Here is an 11,816-nt window from a genome sequence, read left to right on the forward strand (position 1 = left end):
AGCGATGCTAGAAGTAGCGTCGGCCTGATGTCTAGCGGTGCTAGAATTTTTTCATGTCAGTCACCCGGAATCGCCGTGAGCGGGAGCGCGCCCAGCGCCACGACCTGATCCTCGCGGTGGCCCGCGAGTTGGCCGAGGCCGAGGGCTGGGAGGCGGTCACCACCCGCCGTCTGGCCGAGCGCGTGGAGTACAGCCAGCCCGTGCTCTACAGCCACTTCAAGGGCAAGGACGCCATCGTCGCGGCCGTCGCCGAGGAAGGCTTCGCCGAACTGGCCGAGTCGCTGCGCCATGCGCGGCAGGCCGCCGGGGGCCGTGAACCGGTGACCGGCCTGCGGGCCCTGTGCCGGGCCTATCTGCGCTTCGCCGTCGACCACCCGGCCCTCTACCAGGCGATGTTCGTCATGCCCACGCCGCTGAAGTTCGCCAGCGAGGAGACGCCCGCGGCGCTGCGGTCGGCCTTCGACGCCTTCGTGGAGGCGCTGCCCGAGGAGACCGCTGAACGCGAGGCGCGCGCCGAACTCCTGTGGGCAGCCCTGCACGGCATCTCGGCCCTGTCGGCGACCGGCCGCGTCCCGGCACGCGGCGAGGAGACACGACTGGAACTGCTCATCGAAGGCATCGCCCTCGGCGCCTAGTGTCGTGATCGCATGGGTTCGCCGGGTGTGATCCGGCAGGATCTTGTGCATGTTCGAAGAGAAGCTCGACGCGCTCTCGCGGATGATGGCCGAGCACATGGCCATGCCGTTCCCGGCAGGCTTCCGCGGCCTGGACGTCGAGGACCAGGACATGGTGATGCTTGATGCAGATGCCTACGGCTACGCCCAGGGTGTTCTCCATGGCCCGCTCGACGAACAGCGCGGGAGAGGCTTGATCCTGCTGACGGCGGTCTTCGAAAGGGTCCTCCCGGCGATCGACGACGAGTACGCGACGAGGTATTACACCCACGTGCGCGACCTGGCTGTGCTGGCCACCGAAATCGAGACTCTGCGCGAGAAGTGGTCCTCCGATGAGGAAGGCTCGCCCGGCTCGCGGTAACTGCGGCTGGATGTGTGGTGACCGGCCCACCGGCGGGTTGTGCCGGGCCGAGCAGGGTCGGCCCGAGCGGCACCCAGCGACCTACCACCGCACCTACGGCGTCCGCTCCTTCCACGGCTGCTACTCGATCGGCGACGACAAGCTCTGGGGCGTCAACCGTCGCAAGAAGGGAGTCGCGAACACCCTGGCTGCGTTGAGATCGATCCGCGTGGTCCGGCCGGACGGCGCCCCGATCTACGTCATCCTGGACAACCTGTCCGCTCACAAGGGCGAGATGATCCGGCGCTGGGCGCGGAAGAACCGTGTCGAGCTGTTTCAGCTCAGGACCATGGTTGGTCCGGGCTTCTCCTGGTCCTCTCATCAAGCGCAACGGTGCTGCGCTGGTTCCGCGAGCACCGATGGGCCGACGGCGGCCCCTTCTGAAGCAGGCGGCGTATACGGCGTAGTCGGCCTCGCAGGCTTCCACGCCCCCTGTCCTCGGACGACCCAGCTCGGTGAAGTGAGGCAGGCCTCCTTACCAACCAACGTCACTGCAGGTTAGCGTTTCACTACGCATACGACTACGAGACGTCGGGAGCAGCATGGAACCATTGTCGGTAGCGACGCTGATGGCACTGGCCGGCGGTCTTGGAGGCGCTGCAGGGACCGAGGCATGGCAACGGCTCAGTGCTCTCGTGCGCCGTCCCTTTCGACGAGGCACAACCACCCCGGCGAATCCTGACGAGAACGAAGCTGAACCGTTGGTGCGGGCGCTTCTGGCGCTGCAGGCTAGCCCGGACCCCTCGGCAGCACAGACACTGCTCGGCGCGCTGCAACGACGCGCTGCCATCGATAGTGAGTTCAACGATGCTCTCGCCTCGTGGGCCACGCAGGTACAGACCGTCCACATCCGAACTGGTGATGTGAGCAACGTTGTCAGTGGTGGCACACAGGGCACTGTGCTGCAGGCAAGGGACATCAGCGGTCCCATCACCTTCGGCGCAAGTGCACCCTCGCGGGCTGATAACGCGTGAGTCTGCGGTGATCGGCATGTCCATTCAGGTTTGATTCGGCCAAGATTTACATCCTGATTCTAACCTGGCGGACTCCTGTGCGAGTCGTAACTGAAACGCAAGTAACTGCATCACGCACGTGCCTCAGTCTCCCCAGGTGTATTGCTGTCGAACTCCTCTGCGATATTAGTCTTTGTGGCCTTATCCTGACCCGATGTCGCCTTGACGGGCGATCGCTCCAAGACCACGCTTTCTGTAAGACCTTCCTTGGCTGAAGGAGTGTGGAAGCAGTGGCGTTACGTTTCGTCGGGATCGACCCGGAGACGAATGGTGCGAACTGCCCTTCCGTGTGGGTGGACGAAGGGACGGGCGACCTTCTGATCCAGGGTTGGGAGGTAACAGAGACCGCTATCCTGAGCGAGGTGGCGGCACGGAGCCCGATCGCGGCGCACGAGAAGATCGTGCGACTGCCGGCGCGCATGCGTGCAATCCTTCAGGAGGCATGTGATGACGGAGCGGCCGACCATCGATGAACTGTTCGGTCGGTGCGTAAGTTCGGCTGTACATCTTGAAATGCGAGACATGTACACCCCTGAGGATCCTACCTATCTCGATTGGAAATCGGGCGTCAATTATGACCCCGTGGAGAGGTTTCGGGACTGGTACGACCTCATGGTGAGGACGGTTGCGCGAGGAGTACGCGTCCGCCGTGCCCGCATCGTCTCCGAGCCGATCACCGACTTCATTCGCCATGAGTTCGAGACAACACCTGCTCTTAACCTTCCAGCGGGCGAAGAAGTGCGCTGGCTGGGCCGGAGCAGGGCCTCGGACCTCGCCTTACCAGGAAATGACTTCTGGGTGTTCGACGAGAAGTTGGTGCGTTTCGGCTTATTCGCTGGTGACGGCACCTATCTTGGTCAGCAGATTTCGGAAAACCCATCCGTGGTAAGGCTCTGCCTGGCTGCCTTTGACGCGGTGTGGGAGCGAGCGGTGGACCACGACGACTATCAGCCTGCGTGGGTGTAGAAGTGGAAAAGGACATCTCGATGGCTGAGGTAATTCCCGTGGAAAATGAGTTCTCCGGCGGCCGAGCTGAGAACGTTGTGCAAGCAGGGGTGGTGCATGGCGGAATCCACTTGGTCCCGGCGGACCATTCCTTTCCACCTCCGCGGCAGCTTCCGCTGCGGCCGAGTCGATTCGTCAATCGTCGCAGCAGTATGGCCGTACTCAGCACCATGCTGACGTCGCCCAGTTCTGAGACGGAGAGCAGGGAGGCCCGAATCGCAACCGTTATCGGTCCTCCTGGTATCGGGAAAACGGCTTTTGCGCTGCACTGGTCGTATATAAGGCGCGATAATTTTCCCGATGGTGACCTGTATGTCGACATGCAAGGGTATGGCGCCGGAGAAGTTGTCAACGCTTTCCAGGCTCTTGATAGTTTTCTGCGTTCTCTCAATATTCCGGCGGACAGAATTCCGGAAACCCTGGAAGAGCGTTCATCCTTGTTCCGGTCGTTATTGTCCGGCAGAACAATGCTGCTGGTCATCGACAACGTGTCGACATCGGCCCAGGTCCGCCCTCTGCTTCCTGCCGCCCAGAACTGCTTCACCGTAGTGACCAGCAGGAGCGCTCTCCCCGGCCTCGTAGCGCGAGATGGAGCGTCCCGATTGACTTTAGATGTCTTGAACCCGCAGGAATCAGTGGATCTGCTCGCCCAGTTCGTCGATCCAGTAGCCGTACAAAGAGAGAAGCCGGCCGCAGCGCGCTTGGCCGAGCTGTGCGGTTATCTTCCGATTGCGCTCAGGGTTGTCGGTGAGCGTGCCGCTCGGAGGACCCATGTGTCACTGAGGGACCTGGTGGATGAACTCGAAGGTGAGCTGGAGAGGCTCGACGCGCTGCAATCGGCGGAAGACGAGCTCAGTGACACACGAGCGGTTTTCTCCTGGTCCTATCGCGCGCTCGATGTAACACAACAGGGAGCTTTCAGGAAGTTGGGCTTGCATGCGGGCGCCGAATTCGGGGTAGGCGCGGCAGCATCCCTTCTCGGCGTGTCGGTGCGTGAGGCGAAGAAGTTACTTCTCTCGCTGTCAAGCGTCAGCCTAATCCAAGAGGTTCATGCAAACAGATTCAAGCTCCATGATCTACTGCACTCTTACGCGGTTGAACTGTCATCTGCCGAAGACAGTCTGAAAGACCGTACCGACGCTGTGAGGCGGATGCTCACGTGGTACCTACTGACGGCTGACCGATGCCGCCAAGTGGTCCTTCCTCACTCCGCTGAAGTTCCCCTGGTCCCAGCGCGAGGCATTGACGAGCCGGATGACTTCGGCGGTCGTGCCGAAGCGTGGGACTGGTTTGAGTGCGAGCGCCTCAACCTTCTCACCGCTCTGGAGACAGCAAACGAACTTGCTCAGCTGGATATCGTCTGGAAGCTCGCCCTCGTGATCAGCGGGCCACTCGAATTACGATCGTACTGGGCTGATTGGGAATCAAGCGTCAGAGCCGGACTGCTGGCTGCCCGGACTCTGGGAGATGAACTCGGTGAAGCAGCGAGCCTGCTGGTCCTCGGAGATGCCTCCTGGCGGATCGGTCGGCTCGACGACGCTTTTGCCCAGTACGAGAGCGCGGCTCTCATCGGCAACAGTCTGAAGATCCCGTGGATCGAGGGCTTCGCCCGCCGAGGGATGGGGCTCCTGCGGGCTGAGGGTGGCGACGCGGAAACCGCCCTCACCTACTTCACGGAAGCTCTGAATATCTTCCAAGAGGTGGATCACCGCCGTGGCGCAGGCATGTCCCTGCTGTCCCTGGCGAAGAGCCACCAGGCATTGAACGACGAGGCAGCGGCGATGGAGTGCGGTGCTCGCGCCCTCCGTGTCTTCGAGACAATTGAAGATCCCTGGACGCTCGCCTGGGGTCGGCTCACACAGGCGTCGATCCTCACTGCGGCAAGCCTGGATGATCAAGCACTGGAGTTGCTTCGTCAGGCCTTGGCAACCTTCAGGGAGAGTGGCGATCGGCGGAGCGAAGCCATGGCTCTGACAGAGATGGCAGAGATCAGCTACAGGCACAGCAACACTGCTGCTGCGAGCACTCATTGGCTGGAAGCAGCTGAGGCGCTTGAGGCGATCGGCGATCCCCAGTCCGATGAACTTCGGCAGCGGGTTGCCGAGATGTCGGGGGACTGATCAGGTACGAGAGCGGTGCGGACGGACTTGTGGAGCCCCCGCGCCGCACTGTGGCCGTGTCGCGCCGCCGGTGCGCGGTGGTTCATGCCTACGGGATCGCTGGCCGTAGGCGGTGAGCATGACGGCGTCGGGCTCGAGGCCGCCCCGCCGCCCCGTCACGAGCACGTCGAGGGCGGCGAGTTCACCGACGGTGAGTCCGAAGCCGAAGACGTCGAGGTTCTCCGTGATCCGCTCGCGCCGGGTGGACTTCGGGATGACCGAGCGGCCCTGCTGCAGCCCCCACCGGAGCAGCACCTGGGTGGGGCTCTTGCCGTGGGCCTCGGCGATATGCGTGACGGCCAGCTCATCGAGGACGCTCCGTCGGTTCGCGTCGCAGCCCGGGTAGAAAGTGATCTCCCCGATGCGTGACCGACCGGCGCCCCTTCCCGGGCCGTCTCCAGGAGAACCCAAACCGACGCGCAGGTGGGAGCCACTGCTCTTCCAGGTAATGGCAGTACCTCGCAGACCTTCGTCGGCGGGCCTACGGTGAAGTGGCCGGCTCGGACCTCACGCCGTTCGAAAGGAGTCACCGGTGCCCTTGGACCCCTGGACCCGCCTGGACTCCCTGACCTCGCTGGACTCCCCGCACCCCTCCGGTACGCACCCCGCCGACCGACCACGTCCTGCCCGTCGCCAGGCAGGCACACCGCGTCCCCCCACGCAGCCGACGGGATCTGATGCGACCATGACCGACACCCCGAAGCAGAACCTGGCCGCAGAGGTCCGCGAGTTCCTCAGCACCCGCCGCGCACGGATCACCCCGCGGCAGGCCGGCCTGCCGGTCTACGGCGGCAACCGCCGCGTCGCGGGCCTGCGCCGCGAGGAGGTCGCGCTGCTCGCCGGAATGAGCGTGGACTACTACATCCGGCTCGAACGCGGGAACCTCAGCGGCGCCTCGGACTCCGTCCTCGAAGCCCTCGCCCACGCCCTGCAACTCGACGAGGCCGAACGCACCCACCTCTACGACCTGGCCCGCGCGTCGACCCCCTCGGGCAGACGGCCCACGGTGACCGCCTCCCGCGTACGGCCCACGATCCTGCGGCTGCTCGACGCGATGACCGGCGTACCGGCGTACGTACGCAACGCACGCTTCGACGTCCTGGCCGCCAACCAGCTGGGCCGCGCCCTGTACGCCCCGGTCTACGACTCCCCGCTGTTCGGCCGGCGCGGCCCGGTCAACACCGCCCGCTTCCTCTTCCTCGACCCCGCGGGCAAGGACTTCTGGACCGACTGGGAGAAGGGCGCCGACGACTCGGTCGCCTTCCTGCGCACCGAGACCGGCCGGGCACCCCACGACAGGGCGCTGACCGACCTCATCGGCGAACTCACCACCAAGAGCGACGACTTCGCCCGCCGGTGGGCCCGCCATGACGTGAAGTTCCACCGCTCCGGTGTGAAGAACCTCCACCACCCGCTGGTCGGCGATCTCGCCCTGCCCTACGAGGCGATGGACCTGCCGTCCGACCCCGGCCTCCGCCTCAACTTCTACACACCCGAGCCGGACTCCCGCGAACAGGAGGCCCTCGCCCTCCTCGCCAGCTGGACGACCACCGCCGCCGCCCCCTCCGGCAACGGCTGAAGACCACCGACGTATCCCTGTACCAAGATTTCGAGGAGAACAGCCTCATGCAGTACCGACCGCTCGGCCGCACCGGCGTCCAGGTCAGCCCGCTCTGCCTGGGAGCGATGATGTTCGGCCCCTGGGGCAACGAGGACGAGGCCGACTCGGTGCGGATCATCCACCGTGCCCTCGACGCGGGCATCAACTTCGTCGACACCGCCGACGTGTACTCCGCCGGAGTCTCGGAGGAGATCGTCGGCAAGGCGCTGAAGGGCCGCCGCGAGGACGTGTTCCTGGCGACCAAGTTCTTCATGCCGATGAGCCAGGACGACCCCAACCAGCGCGGCGGCTCACGGCGTTGGATCATCCGCGAGGTCGAGAACTCCCTGCGCCGCCTCGGCACCGACCACATCGACCTCTACCAGGTGCACCGCCCCAGCCCCGACACGGACGTCGCCGAGACCCTCGGCGCGCTCTCCGACCTGGTCCACCAGGGCAAGGTCCGCTACATCGGCTCGTCCTCCTACTCGGGCTCGCAGATCGTCGAGGCCCAGTGGACCTCCCGGGAACGGCACCTGGAGCGGTACGTGACCGAGCAGCCGCCGTACTCGATCCTGGTCCGCGGCATCGAGGAGGACGTACTCCCCACCGCGCGCCGCCACGGCATGGGCACTCTCACCTACAGCCCCCTCGCCGGCGGCTGGCTCTCCGGCCGCTACCGCAAGGACACCTCGGCCGCACCGGCCTCCGCCGCCCGCCCCCGGGCCCGCTTCGACATGGACACCGCCGCCAACCAGCGCAAGCTGGAAGCCGCGGAACAACTCGCGCAGCTGGCGGAGAAGGCGGGCCTGACCCTGATCGAACTGGCCGTGGCCTTCGTCATCAACCACCCCGGCGTCACCTCGGCGATCATCGGCCCCCGCACGATGACCCAACTGGAGGCGTTCCTCCCCGCGGTCGACGTCACCCTCCCGTCCGACGTCCTCGACCGCATCGACGAGATCGTCACCCCGGGCGTCACCCTCAACCCGGCCGACAACAGCTACGGCGACTTCGAACTCCGGACGGACCAGCGACGGCGGTGACGCGCTGGCCCCGGCCGAGGCACCATCCGCAGAGCCCTGCAGACTGCGCTGATCTGGCTGATCGCTCAGCTAGGCGGCGAGTGAAGCGCGGATGTGCTCGGAGAGATCCCGTGCCGCACTGTGCTGAAGCGGCAGCAGGTCGCTGAGAGCGGCCAGCCGCTTCCGTCCGATCGTCGTGGGATTGGCCGTTGCGGCCTCGACGAATCGCCTGCCCACTTCCACTCCTTGGTCCACCTCGCCGGACACCACGTAGCCGGTCGCCGCGTCCGACAGCACCGCGACGGCTGTCATTGAGGTGTCGTCGCCGAGGTGGTCGAGGGAGTCCTGCGCGGCCCGTTCGAGGTCGGGATGGCACAGCCGTGCGTATGTGGAGACCATGAGGGAGTCCAGCCTGGGACGTCGGCAGAAACGGACCCACGCCTGCTCGGCATCCGGATCGGCGTAGTCGTAGGCCGTGTTGGCCCGGTCCAGTGAACGCAGCGCGCCCTCCCGGTCGCCGACGGCTGCGGCCTCCTCGGCCTCGCGGCCCGCGAGCCAGGTGCGTGCGGTGGCGTACCCGGGCCCGCGTACATGGGACTGGGCTGCGGCCAGCATCTCCCGTGCCTTGCCCGCGTCGGTGGCGTACGAGGCGTATCCCATCGTCAGGGCCATGACTGGAGGATGCCCGGCTTCACGGCCCGCGAGTGCGGCCGCCTTGTAGTAGTGCAGAGCGGTCTTCACGTTTCCCGTGTCGTACGCGGCCCAGCCCGCCAGCGCCGCAGTCTCACCGGCCGCCACCAGCAACGCCGTACGGTGGGCACCGGCCCTGGGGATCAGCGCGGTCAGTGTCTCCAGATGACCGGCCAGACGCTCGGCAAGCAGCTGGGCAGGCAGATGGCGTCCCCGGACGAACATGTCGGCCGTCGTGTCCACCAGTTGGCTCGTCATCTCACTGCCCACCCGAGGACCGGTGACGGCAGCGGTGAGCCGTCCCCAGGGCTCGATCACAGCTCCGGCGGCCAGCGCTGAGACACCAAGGAATTCACGTCGCTCCACGGGAAGAACCTCCTGGTCGTCTTCCAACAGTGTCGCCATCGACGCGAGCCTGCGGTGCCGACGGCTGGCGGCCACCGCCTTGCGGACCTCGTCCACAGAAATCCCGTACCCACAGGCAATCAACTCGTGCCAGTCCGGGATCGGGAGCCGCTTCTCCGTCTCCCACCGCTTGATGTTGTCCGGATCGACGAACCGATCACCGATCCGCTCCAGCAGAGCCGCCTGCTCGGCCCTGGTGTATCCGGCGGCCTCCCGGAGACCACGCAGCAGGTGACCGACTCCGTCCGGACTAATCATGCGCTGCCCCAAGCCTCGTTCCTATGCCGGATTTCAGCCTGGCCCCCCGATTCGGCCCCGCGCCGCAAAACGCACCTCGATTCGGCCCTTTGAGTGATGCCCATGCGGCCGTTGAACTGGTCACACGCCCACTTCCCACGAGGGGATGCGGCGCAGACCAGCCCACACGACCGACAAGGCCCCAAGCACCATGACCACTTCTGCCCGCCCCACCGGCCACCCCGGGTACACGGAAACCCTTCCGTGCGAGGCCGCCGGCGTTGCTGCAGCCCGCAGATTTGTCCGAACCGCGTTCTCTGTCTGGCGCTTGGACTACTTGGCGGACGACGGCGCCCTGATCGTCTCGGAGCTGATGACCAACAGCGTGCAGCACACCGAGTGCCGCAACGTTCGGGTCATCGTCACGCTTCCGGCGCCGGACCGGGTCAGGGTGGCGGTGGTGGACACGTCCCGCGTGCTGCCCGCCCGCCGCTCGGCCTCCGACATGGACACGGACGGACGGGGTCTGGCCATCGTGGAGGCCCTCGCCGACCGGTCGGGAGTCGACCTGCTGCGATGGGGGAAGCGGGCGTGGGCGGAACTGTGCACGGATTCCGGACAGTGACGGCACCCCAGCCGGATGAACCGCCCCGTGCTCGGTAGAGATCTCGGACTGTCCCGAGTCGGTTCACCTTGAAGGTACCCTTCCCTGCGGTCAAGCGGCCGCAGGGAGCCTCCGTGGCGCTTTGCGCACGTGGGACACCTTTGCGGAATGCGGGGCTTGCAGCTCCTTCTGAGCGAGCAGTAGCGGGGCCAAGTGTTCGGCGATGGCGTGTCCCAGTCCCACGGGCACGGCGTTACCGATCTGTCGAGCGATCTCGCTTCTACTCCCGCACCACGTGAAGGTCTTTGGGAAACCCTGCAGCCGGGCCGCCTCCAAATGAGTGATGGGACGATGCAGCCACGGGTGAAGGTAGCGGCCCTTCTCCGGCTTGAAGAATTCCGTACGGATAGTGACCGACGGCCTGTCGCGATGGAGGCGACCCATGACATCCGCGGAGCCGGTCTTGTGCTTCTTCCAGCAGTTGGAGAGGAGCTCGAAAGGAATGTCGAACCGGTTACCCCCTTCGGGAATGGACCGGTAGCGCGCGATCGAAATCGGCTTTATTCCATTCCGGCTAAGATGTAGCTCATCCATGGAGAAAGGTCCTGAGATTTCCTTTCCGTTTATAGTCTTCCGTCGCGAGGGGAGGTCCGGGGAAAGCTTTCGTAGCACGAGGTCTGCGATCGTCTGCCATACGGTCCGCTGAGGGCCGCCTGAAGGAGTAGGAATGAGTCTGGCCTGCAATTCAAGGTCCGTCAGCTCCTCGATACGATGAATCGAGCCCGGCTTCGACTCCACCATCAGATCCTTTCGGATCCCGATCGCGATGGTGCGGAAGCGCCGCTGAGGCACGCCGTAATCAGCAGCGTTGAGGAGATCATCGAAGATGAGATAATCGGAGAGGGTGCGGCCCTCGCGTGTTTCATCAAGCAGGAGTCGGAATTCCGGGGACTTTCTGAAAGCATCGACGTTCTCCATAACGAACACCATCGGTCGGACGGTCGAGACGACTTTCAGATAGTGGCGCCAGAGCTGATTCCGCTCGTCATTCGGATCCTGGTTGCCGAGTCGTGAGAACCCCTGGCACGGCGGCCCTCCCAAGACGATGTCGGCTTCCGGGATCGCCCCGGGGCGATCGACCCACTCGGCGATGTCCCCTTGGTGGATGTGCGCCCCGAAGTCCTTTCCGAAATTCACGGAATAGGTCGCCGCTGCGGCTCGGTCTAGTTCGACCGCAGCGACAGGACGATAAACGGCGCGACCATCGTGCCGGGCGTCTACGAACCCCTGCGTCAGCCCTCCGCAACCCGCGAAGAGATCGATCGTCCGTAGCGGGGGGAGGCAAGTGTCGCCGCCGACTGCCTCCCGGGAGACGCCGACTTCTGGGTGTACGTAGCTCATTGGCGCACTGTAGCCGGCCAGCCGGCTTGAGGGCAATCTCCTCAGCCTACAGCCCGACAGCGTTCTACGCCGGCCCCTAATTGGGCCACCCACACGGCTCCTTCCTGGTACGCGTCTACTAACCTCAAAGGGTGGCCAGCACACTCACGGTCGGCGCAACCGCCGACGACCCGGGGAAGGGGCGGCGTACCTCCGTCGAGCACCCACCCGCCCGCGCTTGGCGTCCCAGGGCCGAGATGACGCGGGCCGACCGTATACGCGAGCAGGACAGGGCCGCTGGCGGAGCCTTCAAACGGTTCGTCGCGGGTGATGACGGTGAAAAAGTGCCCGCCACCGTCGTACTGGCTCCGGTCCGCAGAACGGGACGTGTCAATGCCAGGCTTCAGTGGACACTCGCCGGACGAAGGCATAGTCATCCCCTCGGTGAGGTTGTTCACCCCACCCGGACTGCGAACCTCCGCGCCGCCTGGCGCCTGGCAGGGGAGGTTGGCCTACTGGCGGAGGACGACCTAGTGTCCTGAGTCGTTAATTCGTGTGCAGTATGCGGCGAGGGTGTCGAGGATGTCGTCGGCGGTCTTCGTCCAGACGAACGGCTTGGGGTTC

Annotated in this window: 11 protein-coding genes and 1 pseudogene; 9 read left to right on the forward strand and 3 right to left on the reverse strand. The window is 65.2% G+C overall.

Features of this window, described 5'->3' with window-relative positions; translation table 11 throughout:
• Window positions 1-53 precede the first annotated feature (53 nt).
• The 6 genes and pseudogenes from ABZ862_RS26650 (at window position 54) to ABZ862_RS26675 (ending at window position 5,212) form a co-directional block, all read left to right on the forward strand.
• Window positions 54-635: a TetR/AcrR family transcriptional regulator gene (locus tag ABZ862_RS26650; protein WP_360962815.1), complete on the forward strand. Its 582-nt coding sequence runs from the start codon at window positions 54-56 to the stop codon at window positions 633-635.
• Window positions 636-684: 49 nt separating this feature from the next.
• Window positions 685-1,035, forward strand: coding sequence for a hypothetical protein (locus tag ABZ862_RS26655; RefSeq protein WP_360962818.1), 351 nt, complete (start codon window positions 685-687; stop codon window positions 1,033-1,035).
• A 16-nt stretch (window positions 1,036-1,051) separates the two neighbouring features.
• A pseudogene (locus tag ABZ862_RS26660) lies at window positions 1,052-1,348 on the forward strand (IS630 family transposase); the annotation flags it as partial.
• Window positions 1,349-1,616: 268 nt separating this feature from the next.
• Window positions 1,617-2,048 (forward strand): hypothetical protein, encoded by a 432-nt coding sequence (locus ABZ862_RS26665; protein WP_360962821.1) that lies wholly within the window; start codon window positions 1,617-1,619, stop codon window positions 2,046-2,048.
• 486 nt (window positions 2,049-2,534) lie between these two features.
• Window positions 2,535-3,053, forward strand: a complete 519-nt coding sequence (locus ABZ862_RS26670) for a DUF6879 family protein (protein WP_360962824.1) — start codon at window positions 2,535-2,537, stop codon at window positions 3,051-3,053.
• Window positions 3,044-5,212: a tetratricopeptide repeat protein gene (locus ABZ862_RS26675; RefSeq protein ID WP_360962827.1), complete on the forward strand. Its 2,169-nt coding sequence runs from the start codon at window positions 3,044-3,046 to the stop codon at window positions 5,210-5,212. Before ABZ862_RS26670 ends, ABZ862_RS26675 begins: the two co-directional genes overlap by 10 nt.
• Here the strand turns inward: ABZ862_RS26675 and ABZ862_RS26680 are convergent, their stop codons facing one another.
• A complete protein-coding gene (locus ABZ862_RS26680; protein ID WP_360962830.1) occupies window positions 5,213-5,662 on the reverse strand; it encodes an aldo/keto reductase in 450 nt (149 codons plus the stop codon).
• Window positions 5,663-5,936: 274 nt separating this feature from the next.
• On the opposite strand from ABZ862_RS26680, the gene ABZ862_RS26685 reads away from it, so the two are divergent.
• Together ABZ862_RS26685 and ABZ862_RS26690 are read left to right on the forward strand one after the other, a co-directional pair.
• Window positions 5,937-6,830, forward strand: a complete 894-nt coding sequence (locus ABZ862_RS26685; protein WP_360962833.1) for a helix-turn-helix transcriptional regulator — start codon at window positions 5,937-5,939, stop codon at window positions 6,828-6,830.
• 47 nt (window positions 6,831-6,877) lie between these two features.
• Window positions 6,878-7,897, forward strand: coding sequence for an aldo/keto reductase (locus ABZ862_RS26690; RefSeq protein ID WP_360962836.1), 1,020 nt, complete (start codon window positions 6,878-6,880; stop codon window positions 7,895-7,897).
• A 69-nt stretch (window positions 7,898-7,966) separates the two neighbouring features.
• On the opposite strand, the gene ABZ862_RS26695 is transcribed toward ABZ862_RS26690, so the two are convergent.
• The gene (locus ABZ862_RS26695; RefSeq protein WP_360962839.1) at window positions 7,967-9,229 is read right to left on the reverse strand and encodes a helix-turn-helix domain-containing protein; all 1,263 of its coding nucleotides are present in this window, start codon (window positions 9,227-9,229) and stop codon (window positions 7,967-7,969) included.
• A gap of 190 nt (window positions 9,230-9,419) precedes the next feature.
• Between ABZ862_RS26695 and ABZ862_RS26700 the strand changes: the two genes are divergently transcribed.
• Window positions 9,420-9,833, forward strand: a complete 414-nt coding sequence (locus ABZ862_RS26700) for an ATP-binding protein (RefSeq protein WP_360962842.1) — start codon at window positions 9,420-9,422, stop codon at window positions 9,831-9,833.
• A 90-nt stretch (window positions 9,834-9,923) separates the two neighbouring features.
• On the opposite strand, the gene ABZ862_RS26705 is transcribed toward ABZ862_RS26700, so the two are convergent.
• A complete protein-coding gene (locus ABZ862_RS26705; protein WP_360962845.1) occupies window positions 9,924-11,213 on the reverse strand; it encodes a DNA cytosine methyltransferase in 1,290 nt (429 codons plus the stop codon).
• Window positions 11,214-11,816: the final 603 nt, after the last annotated feature.

Source organism: Streptomyces sp. NPDC047000, assembly GCF_040644295.1.
Classification (GTDB): Bacteria; Actinomycetota; Actinomycetes; order Streptomycetales; family Streptomycetaceae; genus Streptomyces.